Annotated in this window: 12 protein-coding genes; all 12 read left to right on the top strand. The window is 38.8% G+C overall.

From position 1 onward, the window contains the following. Nucleotides 1–61 precede the first annotated feature (61 nt). Complete coding sequence (gene tsf / locus AC6F8J_RS03450) at nt 62–982, top strand: translation elongation factor Ts (RefSeq protein ID WP_500721027.1); 921 nt, start codon at nt 62–64, stop codon at nt 980–982. A gap of 91 nt (nt 983–1073) precedes the next feature. Further along, complete coding sequence (gene pyrH / locus AC6F8J_RS03445) at nt 1074–1778, top strand: UMP kinase (protein ID WP_500721025.1); 705 nt, start codon at nt 1074–1076, stop codon at nt 1776–1778. Nucleotides 1779–1789: 11 nt separating this feature from the next. Then, nucleotides 1790–2344: a ribosome recycling factor gene (frr, locus tag AC6F8J_RS03440; protein WP_500721023.1), complete on the top strand. Its 555-nt coding sequence runs from the start codon at nt 1790–1792 to the stop codon at nt 2342–2344. A 90-nt stretch (nt 2345–2434) separates the two neighbouring features. Then, nucleotides 2435–3157, top strand: a complete 723-nt coding sequence (uppS, locus tag AC6F8J_RS03435) for an undecaprenyl pyrophosphate synthase (RefSeq protein WP_500721021.1) — start codon at nt 2435–2437, stop codon at nt 3155–3157. Then, a complete protein-coding gene (locus tag AC6F8J_RS03430; protein ID WP_500721019.1) occupies nt 3147–3950 on the top strand; it encodes a phosphatidate cytidylyltransferase in 804 nt (267 codons plus the stop codon). Before uppS ends, AC6F8J_RS03430 begins: the two co-directional genes overlap by 11 nt. Nucleotides 3951–3993: 43 nt before the next feature. Continuing rightward, a complete protein-coding gene (locus AC6F8J_RS03425; RefSeq protein WP_500721018.1) occupies nt 3994–5130 on the top strand; it encodes a 1-deoxy-D-xylulose-5-phosphate reductoisomerase in 1137 nt (378 codons plus the stop codon). Nucleotides 5131–5135: 5 nt separating this feature from the next. After that, nucleotides 5136–6170: a site-2 protease family protein gene (locus AC6F8J_RS03420; RefSeq protein WP_500721016.1), complete on the top strand. Its 1035-nt coding sequence runs from the start codon at nt 5136–5138 to the stop codon at nt 6168–6170. 37 nt (nt 6171–6207) lie between these two features. Beyond that, complete coding sequence (locus tag AC6F8J_RS03415) at nt 6208–7377, top strand: iron-containing alcohol dehydrogenase (protein WP_500721014.1); 1170 nt, start codon at nt 6208–6210, stop codon at nt 7375–7377. Between the two features lie 281 nt (nt 7378–7658). Then, entirely contained in the window at nt 7659–8114 is a 456-nt protein-coding gene (locus AC6F8J_RS03410; protein ID WP_500721012.1) for a ferritin family protein, read from the top strand. 197 nt (nt 8115–8311) lie between these two features. After that, nucleotides 8312–9379, top strand: a complete 1068-nt coding sequence (gene ispG, locus AC6F8J_RS03405; protein ID WP_500721010.1) for a flavodoxin-dependent (E)-4-hydroxy-3-methylbut-2-enyl-diphosphate synthase — start codon at nt 8312–8314, stop codon at nt 9377–9379. Further along, nucleotides 9376–13764, top strand: coding sequence for a PolC-type DNA polymerase III (locus AC6F8J_RS03400; protein WP_500721008.1), 4389 nt, complete (start codon nt 9376–9378; stop codon nt 13762–13764). Before ispG ends, AC6F8J_RS03400 begins: the two co-directional genes overlap by 4 nt. A gap of 535 nt (nt 13765–14299) precedes the next feature. After that, on the top strand, nt 14300–17697 hold a 3398-nt coding region (gene nifJ, locus AC6F8J_RS03395), incomplete at its 3' end, for a pyruvate:ferredoxin (flavodoxin) oxidoreductase (protein ID WP_500721006.1).

The raw sequence follows: 17697 nt of genomic DNA, 5'->3' as shown, positions 1-17697 counted from the left end.
ATGGTTGAAGCATTTTTTTCGTTAAGAATAAAAAATAAGATAACATTATGGAGGTAAGATCATGGCAATAACAGCAGCAATGGTAAAAGAATTAAGAGAAAGCACCGGCGCAGGCATGATGGATTGTAAAAATGCGTTGACTGAAGCAAATGGTGACATGGAAAAAGCAGTAGAGGTACTAAGAGAAAAAGGTCTTGCAAAAGCAGCAAAAAAAGCAGGTAGAATAGCTGCTGAAGGACTTGTAGATACATTTGTTGATGGCAATATTGCTTCAATCGTTGAAGTGAATTCAGAGACAGATTTTGTAGCTAAGAATGATATATTCAAAAATTATGTTCAAGAAGTTGCTAAACAAGCAGCAAAAACAACAGCAGAAGATATTGACGCTTTTTTAGCTGAAGAAAGTATTTTTGAAGCAGGCTCAACGGTTAATGATGTACTAACCAGTAAGATCTCTGTTATTGGTGAAAACTTAAAAATCAGACGCTTCAAGAAAGTATCAGTAGAAAATGGTGTCGTTGCTTCCTACATTCATATGGGCGGAAAAATCGGAGTACTTGTAGAACTAGAGTCAGATCTCGTAAACGATGCCGTTGCTGAATGTGGACGTAACCTTGCTATGCAAATTGCAGCAGTAAGTCCACTTCATGTTGATCGTGCAGAAGTATCAGAAACCTACATTGAAAAAGAGCGTGCAATACTAAAAGAGCAAGCAAAAAATGAAAACCCTGACAAACCGGAGAGCATCATTGACAAAATGATTATAGGTCGTTTGAATAAGCAACTTAAAGAAATCTGCTTGTTAGATCAAGCCTATGTAAAAGACAGTGACCTTACAGTAGCCAAGTATGTTGAGCAAGTAGCCAAAGAGCAAGGTGCAAATATCAAAGTCAAGGCATTTACACGTTTTGAAACAGGCGAAGGCATTGAGAAGAAATCAGAGAACTTTGCTGAAGAAGTTGCAAGACAAATGCAAGGTTAAGAGATATAATGAAGAAGCACTATTGTGCTTCTTTTTTTTAGACTGGTAAATAATCCAAACATATGTTAAATTAATTATTAGAGGTGTTGAAATGTCCAATTATAAAAGAGTGTTGTTAAAACTTAGTGGTGAAGCACTGGCAGGTGACAAATCCGTAGGATTTGATGAATCTAACGTGATGATTGTAGCAAGCCAGGTAAAAAAACTGATTGAAAAAGGTGTAGAAATCGGTGTGGTAATTGGTGGTGGTAATTTCTGGCGTGGTAGAAGCTGTAACTTCATGGATCGAACCAAAGCAGATGAGATTGGCATGATGGCGACCATAATGAATGCCCTATACACATCAGCTATGTTTAGAACCATTGGTATAGATACCGTTGTACAAACCCCATTTGAGGTAGGTATGATGACAGAACGCTTCTCCAAGGATTCTGCACTCAAGCATCTAAAAAAAGGATGTGTTGTTTTTTTTGCGGGTGGTACAGGACATCCCTATTTTTCAACTGATACTGGTGCGGCACTTAGAGCAATTGAGATTGAAGCTGAGATTATACTCCTTGCAAAAAACATCGATGGTGTCTATGACGCGGACCCAAAATCCAATGAAGAAGCTGTTAAGTTTGACACAATCAGTTTATCAGAAGTGATTAATAAAAACCTCAAGGTTATGGACCATACGGCAGCAATCATGTGTTTAGAGCATAAGATGCCTATGTCCGTGTTCTACTTAAATGATGAGGACAGTATTGTCAATGCCGTCAGTGACAAAATAAATGGAACCGTTGTAACGGTATAGGAGGATTTAGTATGTATGATGAATTAAAAAAGTATGAGGAAAAAATGGAAAAAACAGTTCATGTACTTGAAGGTGAGTTTATTAGTATTCGAGCTGGAAGAGCCAATCCTCATGTTCTTGACAAAGTGACTGTTGACTATTATGGACAAGCTACCCCTCTTAACCAAGTAGGTAATATAACAGTACCGGAAGCTCGTGTGCTAATGATCCAACCTTGGGATGTTAAGATTGTAAAAGATATTGAGAGAGCTTTACATGCTTCCGACATCGGCATAACACCTAACAGTGATGGTAAGATTATTCGCTTAATTTTTCCAGAGTTAACAGAAGAACGACGAATGGAACTTACAAAAGATATTAAGAAAAAAGGCGAAGAGTCAAAAATAGCCATAAGAAATATACGACGTGATGCTATAGACCATTTTAAAAAAGCTGAAAAAGTCCATGAGATCACAGAAGATGACTTAAAAGATTTGGAAGACCAGACTCAAAAACTGACAGATCGATTTATTCTAGACATCGATAACCATGTTGAAAACAAGATAAAAGAAATCATGACTGTATAAATAAAACCAATAGATTAAGAGAGTGCCCCTCCTTGGAGGGGCGTTTTAGTAGACTGATGAATATTTAATACTGAGGTGGCGATGTCTGATATGACAACAACAAACCAATTAAACATACCAAAGCACGTTGCTATTATTATGGATGGTAACGGCAGATGGGCAAAGAATCAAGGAAAAAAAAGATCCTACGGACACAAAAGCGGGAGCGATAACCTAAAGGTCATTGCGCGAGCAGCCAGTGACATGGGCATTAAGTATCTTACTGTATATGCTTTTTCAACAGAAAACTGGAAGCGACCAACTTCTGAAGTTTCTTTTTTGATGGGGTTATTGCGTCAGTATCTAAAAGACAGTATCAAGAACGCCCGAAAAGACAATATGCGGGTCGTTGTAATAGGAAGAAGGTCTGACTTGGAACCGGACATAAGGGATGCCATAGAAAGTTTAGAAGCCGCTTCAAAGGATCATACAGGACTGACCTTGCAGATTGCCATTAATTATGGTGGTAGAGATGAGATTATAAGAGCTATTAAAGCTTATGAAATAGAAAAAGAAAACAACCCTAAGATTGAACTGGATGAAAGTCTATTTGCAAAGTTTTTAGATACCAAAGAAATTCCGGACCCAGAACTTATGATAAGAACAAGTGGTGAGTTGAGATCTAGCAACTTCTTAATTTGGCAATTGGCGTATAGTGAATATTTCTTTGCAAAAAAACATTGGCCGGATTTTACCAGTGAAGATTTGATGGAGGCGATAATCGCCTATAACAAAGTGAACAGAAGATTTGGAGGCCTAAAAGATGAAAGCTAGAATAATAACTGCAGTCTTATTATTGCCATTAATCATTTTTTTATTATGGTATGGTAGACTACCATTAATCATAGTTCTATGCGTTGTAACCATTATCGGCCTCAACGAATTTTTTGCAGCCGTAAAGCTAGAAGATCGATTGCTAAGAGGTATGGCTTTTTTGTTGGTCATCATTACCTACAGTTTATTTTGGATAGGAGATTACACCTATATGAATTTATCTGTTTTGATCTTCATAGCTATGTCACTAGGTATATATGTCTTCAAATACCCTAAGATATCCTTAGATCAATTAGGTTTTTTAACCTTTGGTATGGTCTATATACTCTATCTACTGCTACATATTGCATTAGTAAGAGAGACCACACCGGAAGGCATATGGTCCGTATGGCTTATATTTATCATAGCCTTTGGTAGTGACAGCGCGGCTTACTTTGTTGGGATTAATTTTGGCAAAAACAAACTGGTGCCAAAGTTAAGTCCAAAAAAAACCATAGAAGGCGCCGTAGGTGGCATTTTAGGTGCAGGTATTTTATGCACAGTCTTTGGCATATTGATGTTACAGTATGGACTAGTAGATACCTGGGTGACATTGCCAATGTTTTTTGCCATCGGTATATTCGGATCGGTGGTATCTCAGATAGGCGACTTAGTAGGCTCAGCCATGAAGCGACAAACAGAGATTAAAGATTTTGGCACCATCATACCTGGACACGGTGGTATTTTAGACCGACTGGACAGCATACTTTTCACAGCACCATATGTCTATATCATCGTAACTATGCTATACTAGATTCAGAGAAATTATATAGTGGAATAATAAAAAGAGGGTAAATATGCGTAAAATAACCATATTAGGATCAACAGGATCCATTGGAAAACAGACACTGGAAGTCATCAGAGAGCAAAAAAACATTGAAATAGTCGCCTTAACAGCCAATCAGAACATTGAGTTGCTCGAACAACAGATTCATGAGTTTAACCCCCAATGCGTTGTGGTTATGGATGAAAAAAAGGCCATGACCCTACAGAAGAAGATAGGTCATAAGACGGAAGTTTTATGGGGTATGGATGGTTTAATAACCGTATCGACCCTTAGTGAAATCAACCTAGTCGTAACAGCCATTGTAGGTATGATAGGACTAAGACCAACCATTGCAGCCATTAAGTCAGGTAAAGATATTGCATTGGCTAACAAAGAAACCTTGGTAACAGCCGGTGCAGTCATCATGGACCTGATAAAGAAACATAATGTAAGACTATTGCCTGTAGACAGCGAACATTCAGCTATCTTTCAGTGTTTAAACGGTGAACAGACGTCAGCGGTTGAGTCCATTATCTTAACAGCTTCAGGTGGGCCATTTCGGGGCTATACCAAGCAGCGTTTAGAAGAAGTTACTTTAGAGCAAGCACTCAAACATCCGAACTGGTCCATGGGTGCCAAGATTACCATAGACTCATCTACCTTAGTTAATAAAGGACTTGAAGTGATAGAAGCAAAATGGCTGTTTGACTTAAGAAGAGAACAGATTCAGGTGGTCGTTCATCCACAAAGCATTGTACATTCCATGGTAGAGTTTATAGACGGGTCCATCATAGCTCAAATGGGACTGCCGGACATGAAGCTGCCCATACAATATGCATTAGCATATCCAGAGCGGGTCATTAACCCATATCCAAGATTAAAGCTGGGCGACATAGGGACTTTAACCTTTGAAGAACCGGATTTACAAGTCTTTAGAGGATTGGCTTTGGCCTTTGACGCATTAAGAGAAGGCGGTTCCATGCCAATCGTTTACAATGCGGCCAATGAATCAGCAGTAGACATGTTTTTGAAACAAGAAATAAAATACAAAGATATAGTCACAATTATAGATCAAGCTATGACAAAACATAATGTGACAATATGTAAAGATGAAACCGACGTTATAGAAATAGAGAGCTGGACAAGGAATATTGTCAGAAATAGGTGATAAAAATGAGCATTGTAGTATCCATATTAATATTTGGACTTATTATATTAATCCATGAATTAGGACATTTTTTATTTGCTAGAAAAGCAGGTATATTGGTAGAAGAATTTGCCATCGGCATGGGCCCCAAGATTGTAGGGAAAAAAGTGGAAGACACCTTGTATTCCATTAGAGCCATTCCTTTTGGTGGCTTTTGCAGGATGCTGGGTGAAGATCAAGAAGTGGAAGATGACCCCAGAGCGTATTCAAGTAAATCAACATGGGCTAGATTTCAAGTTATTTTTGCAGGCCCCTTATTTAACTTTTTATTGGCTTTTTTCTTTGCTATTGTTTACATCAGTTTGGTTGGCGGCACGACATCTACCATCAGTGAAGTTGTAGAAGGCTATCCGGCATATGAGTCCGGCGTACAAGCAGGGGATCGGATTATCGGTTATAATGAAAGAAGCGTCTTAACATCCAAAGAAATAAGAATATACTTAAACACAGAGAAACCAAGTCAGATGGAATTAACCGTCAAACGTGGTGGTGAGAAAATAACTTATGTAATGGAACCGAATGTAGGTGAAGACGGTATTTATCGTTTAGGTGTCAACTTCACCTTCATTGACATCAAAAACCCTATAGAAATCCTAAAAAATGCAGCTATAGAAATCGTATTTTGGATAAAAATCGTCATATATTCATTAGGTCAATTGATTACCGGTGGTATATCCGGCAATGATATTGCAGGTCCTGTAGGTATTGTTGGCGAAATCAGTAGCGGCTATCAAGAGAGTATCCAATATGGTATAAAATCCGTCATAGCCACTGTAGCTTTTTATATTGTGCTCCTTAGTGCAAACCTAGGGGTTATGAACTTATTACCTATTCCAGCGCTTGATGGTGGCCGAATCGTTTTCATAGCGATAGAAGCTTTACGCGGTAAACCCGTCGACCCAAATAAAGAAGGATTTATTCACTTTGTAGGTTATGTATTACTCATGATTTTGATGGTACTCATTTTGTTCAATGATATTGTCAAAGCCGCTTTTTCGTAAAAAGTGAAACCCAAGTAAAGAAAGTAGGAAATAAATTATGTTGAATTTTGAATTTGATAATAAAACAAAAATTATATTTGGCAAAAAAGTAGAAGAACAAGTTGGTGAACTGGTAAGTGCCAATGCAAAAAAAGTATTGCTGCATTATGGTGGTGGCAGCATCAAAAAAAGTGGTCTGTATGACCGTGTAATCGACAGTCTACAAGAAGCAAAAGTAGAGTATGTGGAACTGGGTGGCGTTGTTGCCAACCCAAGAGTGAGTCTGGTACGAGAAGGCATAAGATTATGTCGTGAGGAACAAGTTGACTTTATCTTGGCGGTTGGTGGGGGAAGTGTTATTGACTCTGCCAAAGGCATTGCAGCCGGATTCTATTATCAAGGGGATGTCTGGGAATTATATATGAGGGAAGGTACATTCGATGAATGTCTACCAATCGGTGTTGTCTTAACAATCCCGGCAGCCGGCAGCGAATCCAGTGGTGGGTCAGTGGTTACCAATGAAGACGGTTTATGGAAAAGAGATATTGGAAGCTTGAATCTAAGACCGGTGTTTGCCCTTCTTAATCCTGAACTAACCTTTACTTTACCGGCATATCAAACAGCATGTGGTATTTCAGATATGCTAGCCCATGTTATGGAACGGTATTTCACCAGAGTCATTAAAGTAGATTTAACAGACCGATTGGCTGAAGCCATAATGAAAAGTGTCATCAAACAGGCTCAGATTCTAAACCAAGTTCCGGATGACTATGATGCCAGAGCTGAAATTATGTGGGCCGGCACATTAGCCCACAATGACTTAGTTGGTACAGGACGACAAGGGGATTGGTCATCTCATGGGATTGAACACGAACTCAGTGGTATTTACGATATTGCCCATGGTGCAGGCCTAAGTATTATTTTCCCTGCATGGATGAAGCATGTCTATAAAACGGACATACCAAGATTCGCCCAATTTGCTAACCGGGTGTTTGATATTGAGATCAATACCATGAACTTAGAAGAAACAGCTATGAATGGTATTGAGGCAATGGAAAACTTCTATAAACTAATAGGCATGCCAATAAGATTATCACAAGTCAACATAGATGACTTACGATTTGAAGAAATGGCCAATAAAGCAACCAATAACGGCACCACCACCATGGGTTCCTTTGTACAGCTTACTAAGTCAGATATTTTGGCTATCTTTGAATTGGCAAAATAAGGACTATTATAAGACGCGAAATAATTTTATTACCTTCATGGAGATGCCGTCTTATTGACGAGGGGCCTGTTTTATGATAAAGTAACAAGTAAGTTTAAGGCATCAAAACTAAGCTAAACTTAATTCGCATACAACATTTAGATTACCTGGATACATTCATAACTATATATTGTATGTGAAAGTTCAACGATATAGTTTTGAAGCCTTAAATATTGTTAAAAACATAACAACTTCAACGAATGTTTATTAACTAATATTTATTATGGAAAAGAGGGAATAAGATGAAACCATCATTTTCAAATCTAGAAGTCATTAAATTTGCAATCGGTATGGAAGATATGGGTATTAAGTTTTATGAAGACTATGCGAAAAAGTCTGAAGGCGAGATTAGGTCATTATTCTTAAGACTGGCTGACGATGAGCGCCGCCACAAAGCATTTTTTCAAAACCTATTAGATGAGACCAGCAAAGAAGCAGGCGCCTTTGACTATATGTTTGATGAGTCTGTAACCAGTTTTTTTGAAGCATTTGCTCAAAGTGCCGGATTTTCTAGAGAAATCAAAGACATTGAAACCAATAGAGAAGCCATATTAGAAGGCATCACAACAGAAACATTAACCCTTCAGTATTACAAAGATATATATGAATATTCCAAAGAAAAAACAAAAGAAACACTTGAGATTATCATCAAAGAAGAAGAAGGACATTTGGAATCACTCAAAGGATTACTAAAATAAAAATAAAGCTGACTCAGATTGTAACCTGAGACAGCTTTATTTTTATATATGGGTAAAGTCTTAATGACGGGTATAAAATATTTTTTATGCGAATTCACCATTGATTAATACCCTCCATACCTTTACAATAAAGATTGTACAGTAAGACAAATAAAGTCGAATAAAAAGTCCCAAAGACATAAGATATAGGAGTGCGTATGAACAGAACACAGACAAGAACCATTCAAATAGGTAACGTCACAATAGGTGGCGGTCATAAGATTGCTATACAATCCATGACCAACACCAAAACAGAAAACATAGAAGCCACGGTAAGTCAGATTCTTGAATTGGAGCAGGCCGGATGTGATATCATTCGCGTGGCCGTGCCCACCATGGAAGCAGCACTGGCCATAAAAGCAATCAAGAAACAGATTCATATCCCACTTGTGGCAGACATACATTTTGACTATAGACTGGCATTGGCCTCCATTGAAAACGGTGCCGATAAGATTCGAATCAACCCAGGTAATATTGGCACAAGTGATCGTCTCAAAAAAGTGGTAGATGCTTGCAAGGCAAGAAAAATACCCATACGTGTTGGTGTTAACAGTGGTTCCTTGGAGAAGGAGATTCTGGCCAAATATGGACACCCTACGTCAGAATCCTTAGTAGAGAGTGCCCTTAATCAATGTAGAGCCATAGAAGCACTAGGCTATAATCAATTGGTCGTATCCATCAAATCTTCAGATGTCATCAAATCCATAGAAGCCTATAGACAGATAACAAAAGAAATCGATTACCCTCTTCATCTTGGTATCACAGAATCCGGAACAGCTTGGGCAGGCACCATTAAGTCGGCCGTAGGACTTGGCGCCATGTTGGCAGAAGGCTTTGGAGATACCATACGGGTCTCTCTAACGGATAAGCCAATAGAAGAAATAAAAGTCGGAAAACAAATAATGAAGGCCTTAGGCTATGAGAACCATGGCATAGAGATTATATCCTGTCCGACGTGTGGACGAACAGACATTAATCTGATTGGTATCGCCAATGAAGTAGAAAAAAGATGTGCAGACTTAGACATAAACATCAAGGTCGCTGTCATGGGTTGTATCGTCAATGGACCAGGCGAAGCCAGAGAAGCAGATATTGGTCTAGCCGGTGGCAAAGGTCTTGGCATTATCTTCAAAAAAGGTGTTATCATCAAAAAAGTTAAAGAAGAAGAACTGGTAGAAGCCTTGATGACAGAAATAATGACGACAAGTAAGGTGATCAATCTGTGAGTAAAAAATTAGACGAAGTATTTCGAGGTATCCCCTTAACCGGTCAGTTGAACCGGGTTTTTGATGATGCCCTTATAGAAAACGTATATTTTAATAAAGACCAGAATAAACTTTATATACAGATGTTGCTCAAGCAGGTCATTCATCCTCAGATTATCCAATTATTAAGAGACAAGATTGTGGAATTCTTAGATGAAGAAGGCCTATTTGTGCGTATAGAAGAACGTTACGCGACCAATCATGGCTTAGATATCAAAGAACTCTATGCTTATTACCAGCCAAGTCTCATGTATCTCATCAAAGAAGAAAGCCCCTTTGTGGCGGCCAAGCTAGGTCTGTTAGAACCACAGTGGGAAGAGGAACAACTGACCTATGCATTGGAAGAATTTGACTATGATTATATGAAACAATACACCATTGATCAGTTTATCCAATTGACATTTAAGATGAAATTCGATATAGATCTTAAAGTGGCTTTTATAAGAAAAGAAAAACACCATAGTGTATTTGAAGAATTTGTAGAGAACCGTAAAAGAGAAGAGAAGAAACTCATCAAAGACATGATGATATCTTGTAGCAACCCGTCTCAATCAGGCGTAAAAGAAGTCAAAGCACCGGATATGCCAAAAGGAAAAGGCAAACCATTGCCAGACAATCTAATAATCGGAAGAAAGGGTATCAGCGGTATTATTACAAAAATCAAAGACTTAAATGGTGACTATGATAGAATCATTATTGAAGGATTTGTCTTAAGTCAAGAGATTCGAATAACAAAATCAGGTAAAGTATTGCTGATTATAGACATCACCGATTTTACAAATTCCATCACCTGTAAAGCCTTTTTAAAAAAAGAAGAATTTGAAGATCGAATCGTCTCAATGTTGACTAAGAATATGTTTGTGCGATTGGAAGGTCGCGTTGCCTTTGACACCTTTTCTAATGAACTGGGCATAATGATCAGTACCATGGAAAAAACAGAAGACTTTAGACTTAAGAAGATGGATCAAGCTCAGGAAAAAAGAGTAGAATTACATGTTCATACACAAATGAGTGATATGGACGGAATGACCAGTGCCAAAGCACTAATTACAAGAGCCAAGGAATGGGGACACAAAGCCATGGCTATAACAGATCACGGTGTGGTACAGGCTTTTCCCGAAGCTTTTCACGCCATTGATCCTTCAGATGATTTTAAGATTCTTTATGGTGTTGAAGCCTATTTGGTAGATGATTTAAAAGACATCATAAGACATCCGAGAGGACAGAATCTTAATAGCGAATATGTGGTCTTTGATATTGAAACAACAGGCTTTTATGCCGGTAAAGACAAGATAACTGAGATCGGAGCCGTCAAGATCAAAGAAGGTAAGATCGTAGAACGATATAGCACCTTTATTAATCCGGAGCGAAGCATACCCATTAAAGTACAAAAATTAACAGGCATAGATATAACCATGGTCAAAGATGCCCCTACCATAGAAGAAGAACTAAGGAACTTCCTGACATTTTGTGGAGACAGCATTTTAGTTGCCCATAATGCGGATTTCGATCTTGGTTTTATTGAGTATTTTGCCAAGAAATTGGACATTAAAATAAAAAACACCACCCTTGACACCTTAGAACTGGCTAGAATATTTTTGCCGGATTTGCATAACCACAAGCTTCAAACAATTGCCAAGCATTATAATGTGCCACTCATAAATGCTCACCGTGCTGTAGACGATGCAGAAGCAACCGCGCATATAGTGCTCAAGATGTTTGAACACATGAATCAGATAAATATCCACACCGTAGAAGGTATTTTAACCTACGCCAACCAATCTATCAGAGAAGTAAAAAGGCTCCGTGCGGCCCATGCCATCATATTAGCAAAAAACTTAGTCGGCCTTAGAAATCTATATGAGCTGGTCTCAAAAGCGCATCTAGATTATTTTTACAGACAGCCCAAAATACCCAAAAGTATCTTTAATACATTAAGGGAAGGTCTTTTAATCGGTACAGCCTGTGAAGCCGGCGAACTATACAAAGCGGTGCTTGAAGATAAGCCCAAAGAAGAAATAGACCGACTTTGTGATTTTTATGATTATTATGAGATTCAGCCCCTAGCTAACAATGAATTTTTAATTCGAAACGAAGCCGTAGATGACTGGGATGCCTTAAAAGAGATCAATAAGAAAATCGTTGCACTAGGAGAAGAGCATCAGAAAATGGTGGTCGCAACGTGTGACGTTCATTTTATCGATCCGGAAGATGAGGTCTACAGACGTATCCTAATGGCGGGCAAAGGCTTTGGGGATGCAGACCAGCAAGCGCCTCTTTACTTTAGAACCACAGAAGAAATGCTAGAGGAATTTTCATATTTGGGTCGGGAAAAAGCCTATGAAGTGGTGGTAACCAATACTAACAAAATCATGGATAGTATTGAAAAGATTGACCCTGTACCACCGGAAAAATACCCACCGGTCATAGAAGGCTCAGATGAGACACTGACCAACATATGTTATGAAAAAGCCATGTCCATTTATGGGGAAAAATTACCAACACAGGTCAAAGAAAGACTAGACAGGGAGCTTAACTCCATTATTACCAATGGTTTTGCAGTGATGTACATCATCGCTCAAAAACTGGTATGGAAATCCATGGAAGACGGCTATCTGGTTGGTTCAAGAGGTTCTGTCGGATCCTCCTTTGCAGCCACCATGGCCGGCATTACTGAAGTAAACCCGCTACCGGCACACTACATATGCCTGAATTGCCATTATTCTGATTTTGAGTCAGACATCATTAAGAATCATTCCGGTAACTCCGGCTGTGACTTGCCGGACACAAACTGCCCTAAGTGCGACACCCTATTAATAAAAGAAGGACATGACATACCTTTTGAGACTTTCTTAGGTTTCTATGGCGACAAAGAACCAGATATAGATCTTAATTTTTCGGGAGAATATCAAGCCATAGCCCATCAATATACAGAAGAGCTCTTTGGTGTCGGCCATGTGTTTAGAGCAGGTACCATTGGTACATTAGCAGAAAAAACAGCATTTGGCTTTGTAAAGAAATACTTTGACGAGCATCATCAAACAGCCAGAACAGCAGAAATCAATCGACTGGTACAAGGCTGTATAGGCGTAAGAAGAACCACGGGACAACATCCCGGCGGCATTATTGTTGTACCCAAAGATCAATCCATATATAAATTTACCCCTGTGCAACGTCCGGCCAATGACCAGAAGACCTCCATCATCACCACCCACTTTGATTATCATTCCATTGATCATAATCTATTAAAACTGGACATCCTCGGTCATGATGACCCTACTATGATCCGTATGTTGGAAGATCTGACCGGTATTGATGCCACAAAGATACCACTGGATGAACCCAAAGTAATGTCACTTTTTCAAGGCTTGGATGCGCTTGAGATTACGGCAGATCAGATTGGCGGAACCAATCTGGGTTGTCTTGGCATACCGGAGTTTGGGACTGATTTTGTTATTCAGATGCTCCAAGACACGAAGCCCAAAAGCTTTTCGGATTTGTGCAGAATATCCGGACTTTCTCATGGTGAGAATGTGTGGCTTAACAACGCTCAAGAACTGATAAGAGATAAAAAAGCCAATATTAAAGAAATCATATCTACGCGTGATGACATTATGACCTATTTGATTCATATGGGTGTGGACAAAGGCCTCTCATTTAAGATAATGGAAGACGTTAGAAAAGGCAAAGGCCTAGTACCAGATATGGAAACCGCTATGAAAGCGGTAGATGTCCCAGAGTGGTACATCTGGTCTTGTAAGCAAATTCGGTATATGTTCCCCAAAGCCCATGCCGTAGCCTATGTCATGATGGCTTACCGTATCGCCTATTATAAAGTCTATTATAAGGAAGCCTATTATGCTACGTATTTTAGTATCAGAGCAACGGATTTTGATTATGGCACCATGTGTCATGGCAAGCATCATCTAGAACAACATATGCAACTGTTAAAATCAAAAGAATCACGGGCAAAAAGCCGAGAGATGGATCCTAATGAAGGTGGCATACAGAAGTTTACCAAAAAAGAAAAAGATACAATAAAAGATATGAAAATCGTTCAAGAAATGTATGCCAGAGGCATTGAATTTCTTCCTATAGATCTATACAAAGTGGATGCGAAGAAGTTTCGGATTATAGACGGTAAGATCATGCCGGCTCTAAGTGCCCTTCAAGGGCTGGGGGAGAAGGCCGCAGAGAACATCGTACTTGAACGAGAGAAAGGACCTTTTATTTCCATAGAAGATCTCAGAACCAGAACAAAGATTAGCAAGACGGTTATTGAGATTATGAAAGACAATGGTATTCTAGAAGGCATGCAAGAATCCAACCAACTAAGTTTGTTTTAGCAATGTTGGTTAAAGGGTCAAAACTAAGTTTCACTAAATTTACATACAATATATAGATTACGTTGATGCATTCATAACTATATATTGTATGCAAAAGTTCAACTATATAGTTTTGACACCTTAACCAATGTTAAAGCTTCAAAGTGTATAAAATAAAAACATTAAAATTATTTGATTGTGTAAGATTAAGGATGTTTTTTTACTAAGGATGTGTTATAATAATAAAGTACATTGTATACAATGTATGTTAGAAAAATAACTAACTCAAAGCATTAAAGAAAGTCAAAACGTATTAATTGTACTAATAAAATACATGACTAATTCATTAGTGTATGGTGTTTTTATGTATGATATAATATAAAGTAGCGTGGATTATATTGCTTATACTAATTATTAAACAATAAGGCATAGAAACATTGTTATTTGTTCGTCAAATAATAATGATTCATATTGCCTTGTGGTTTTAATGGTTGGTGTAAACACTATGAAAAGGCTAACCATCAATCTTTTAAAAATATATGGAGGTAATCAAAACATGGCTAACAAAGTATTTAAGTCAATGGATGGAAATATGGCTGCAGCGTATGTTGCATATGCATTTACAGATGTAGCAGCAATCTATCCAATTACCCCATCGTCAAACATGGCAGAATATACTGACGAATGGGCAGCAAGTGGAAAGAAAAACATTTTTGGTCAAAGCGTTTCTGTAACAGAGTTACAATCAGAAGGTGGTGCATCCGGTGCTGTACACGGTTCACTTCAAGCAGGAGCATTAACTACGACTTATACAGCGTCACAAGGTTTATTGCTTATGATCCCGAATATGTACAAAATGGCAGGTGAACTTTTACCAGCTGTATTCCATGTAAGTGCTCGTGCTATAGCTGCTCACGCGCTTTCAATCTATGGAGATCATTCAGACATTATGGCTGCTAGACAAACCGGTTTTGCAATGTTAGCATCCGGCTCAGTTCAAGAAGTTATGGACTTAGGCGGGATAGCGCATTTAGCAGCGATCAAGTCAAGAGTGCCATTTGTACATTTCTTTGATGGTTTCAGAACATCACATGAAGTACAAAAAATCGAAACCATTGACTATAGTGTATTCAGTGATTTAGTTGATATGGATGCAGTTGATGCCTTTAGAAATAGAGCTCTTAATCCTGAGCACCCAGTAACAAGAGGTACAGCACAAAACCCAGACATCTTCTTCCAAGCAAAAGAAGCTTCTAATATTTTCTATACAGCGGTTCCAGATGTTGTTAACGATTATATGACTGAGATTTCTAAGATTGTTGGTAGAGAATACAAGCCTTTCAACTATTATGGCGCTCCAGATGCAGAGAACATTGTCATTGCAATGGGATCTGTAACAGAAGCCCTTGAAGAATTAGTGGATTACTTAAATGCTAAGGGCAAAAAAGTAGGTCTTATCAAAGTTCATTTATACAGACCATTTTCAGCAAAATACTTCTTCAATGTATTCCCAGAAAGCGTTAAGAAGATTGCCGTACTAGATAGATCAAAAGAGCCAGGATCACTTGGCGAAGCATTATATGAAGAAATTAGAACGTTATTCTATGACGCTGAAAACAGACCAGTTATCGTTGGTGGTCGTTATGGTCTTGGATCAAAAGACGTAACACCTACCGTATTAAAAGCAGTCTACGACAATCTTGAATCAGATCAACCTAAGAACGGATTCACAATCGGTATCGTTGATGATGTAACAGGACTATCCTTACCAATCGGTGAAGACATTGTAACGGAGAACGAATCAGCTATTCGTTGTAAGTTCTGGGGACTTGGTTCAGACGGTACCGTTGGTGCTAACAAGTCAGCCATCAAGATTATTGGTGACAAAACAGATATGTACGCTCAGGGTTACTTCTCCTATGACTCCAAAAAATCAGGTGGAATTACAGTTTCTCACTTAAGATTCGGTAAAGAGAAGATTCGTTCAACCTACTTAATCAATGAAGCGGACTACATCGCTTGTCATAATCAATCCTATGTGGACAAATACGATCTATTAAAAGGCCTTAAAAAAGGTGGAAGATTCGTACTTAATACACATTGGACAACTGAGGAATTAGATACACATCTTCCAGCATCATTAAAAAGAGATATCGCAAACAAAAATGCTGAATTCTATACAGTAAACGCAACCGATCTTGCAGAAGAAATCGGTCTAGGCAACAGAATTAACATGATTATGCAAGCCGCTTTCTTCAAATTGGCAGATGTACTTCCAATCGAAAAAGCAGTTGAATACCTTAAAGAAGCCGTTGTCAAATCATACGGATCAAAAGGTGAGAAGATCGTTAGCATGAATAATGCTGCAATTGACAAAGGTATTAATGCCCTTGTTAAGATTGATGTACCAGCTGCATGGGCAACTGCAACAGACGTAGCTGAAGAAGAAACAACAGTTCCGGACTTCATCAAGAATGTAGCCTTTGTTATGAACGCTCAAAACGGTGATTCATTACCAGTAAGCGCTTTTGAAGGCAGGGAAGATGGCACTTTCCCAATGGGTATCTCAGCATATGAAAAACGTGGTATTGCAGTCAACGTGCCTGAGTGGCAGGTAGACAACTGTATCCAATGTAATCAATGCTCCTTCGTATGTCCTCACGCAGTTATTCGTCCTTTCTTATTAGATGAAAATGAAGTAGCAAATGCACCAGAAGGCTTTAAAACAAAGAAAGCTGTTGGAAAGCAATTTGAAGGTCTTGAGTACAAGATTCAAGTAAGCCCACTTGACTGTACAGGTTGCGGTAACTGTGCCGACATCTGTCCATCCAAAGAAAAATCATTAATCATGAAGCCTCTTGAAGGTCAAATGGCAGAAGTAGCTAACTGGGATTATGCACACAATGAAGTGACTTACAAGTCAGACCTTATGGATGTAAATACATTAAAAGGTAGCCAATTTTCACAACCATTGTTTGAATTCTCAGGCGCTTGTGCAGGATGTGGTGAAACGCCATACCTAAAAGTCATCACGCAACTTTATGGTGACAGAATGATGATTGCCAATGCTACCGGATGTTCTTCAATCTGGGGTGGTTCAGCACCAGCAACTGTATTTACACAAAATGCAGAAGGCAACGGACCTGCATGGGCGAACTCCTTATTTGAGGACAACGCTGAGTATGGTTATGGTATGACCATGGGTATTAAGCAAATAAGAAACTCTTTAGAAATGAACTTAAATACGCTTATCGGATCAGACATACCTGCAGAAGCTAAAGCAGTATTCCAAACATGGATTGAAGCAAAAGAAGATGCAAAAGCTTCAAAAGAAGCAGCAAAAGCAGTTAAAGATGCGCTTTCAACCATTACATCCAAAGACGCAGCAACTAAGAAAATTGTTGCAGACGTATTATCCAAAAAAGACTACTTGGCGAAAAAATCCATGTGGATCATGGGTGGTGACGGATGGGCTTATGACATTGGTTATGGCGGACTTGACCATGTACTTGCAGCCGGTGAGAATGTAAACATACTAGTATTTGATACAGAAGTTTACTCAAACACAGGTGGACAAGCGTCCAAATCAACACCAACTGCAGCGGTTGCAAAATTCGCAGCAAGTGGTAAAGAAGTTAAGAAAAAAGACCTAGGTATGATTGCAGCAACTTACGGTTACGTATATGTTGCACAAGTAGCTATGGGATCCAATAAGAACCAATTCATGAAAGCCTTAACAGAAGCAGAAGCTTATGATGGACCATCACTCATCATTGCATACTCACCTTGTATCGCTCATGGTATCAAAAACGGCATGGGTAAAACACAACTTAGAGAGCAAGAAGCAGTGGATGCAGGTTACTGGCACTTATGGAGATATAACCCTGAGCTTGTAAAAGAAGGAAAGAACCCATTCACATTGGATTCAAAAGAGCCTTCAACAGACTTCCAAGA

This window comes from Petrocella sp. (assembly GCF_059865615.1).
The sequence above is the reverse complement of the archived record's forward strand: the minus strand, read 5'-3'. Positions and strand labels throughout refer to the sequence as shown.

Coding starts and splice junctions, on each gene's coding strand:
- tsf (WP_500721027.1), top strand. CDS start 62: ATGGCAATAACAGCAGCAATGGTAAAAGAATTAAGAGAAAGCACCGGC.
- pyrH (WP_500721025.1), top strand. CDS start 1,074: ATGTCCAATTATAAAAGAGTGTTGTTAAAACTTAGTGGTGAAGCACTG.
- frr (WP_500721023.1), top strand. CDS start 1,790: ATGTATGATGAATTAAAAAAGTATGAGGAAAAAATGGAAAAAACAGTT.
- uppS (WP_500721021.1), top strand. CDS start 2,435: ATGACAACAACAAACCAATTAAACATACCAAAGCACGTTGCTATTATT.
- AC6F8J_RS03430 (WP_500721019.1), top strand. CDS start 3,147: ATGAAAGCTAGAATAATAACTGCAGTCTTATTATTGCCATTAATCATT.
- AC6F8J_RS03425 (WP_500721018.1), top strand. CDS start 3,994: ATGCGTAAAATAACCATATTAGGATCAACAGGATCCATTGGAAAACAG.
- AC6F8J_RS03420 (WP_500721016.1), top strand. CDS start 5,136: ATGAGCATTGTAGTATCCATATTAATATTTGGACTTATTATATTAATC.
- AC6F8J_RS03415 (WP_500721014.1), top strand. CDS start 6,208: ATGTTGAATTTTGAATTTGATAATAAAACAAAAATTATATTTGGCAAA.
- AC6F8J_RS03410 (WP_500721012.1), top strand. CDS start 7,659: ATGAAACCATCATTTTCAAATCTAGAAGTCATTAAATTTGCAATCGGT.
- ispG (WP_500721010.1), top strand. CDS start 8,312: ATGAACAGAACACAGACAAGAACCATTCAAATAGGTAACGTCACAATA.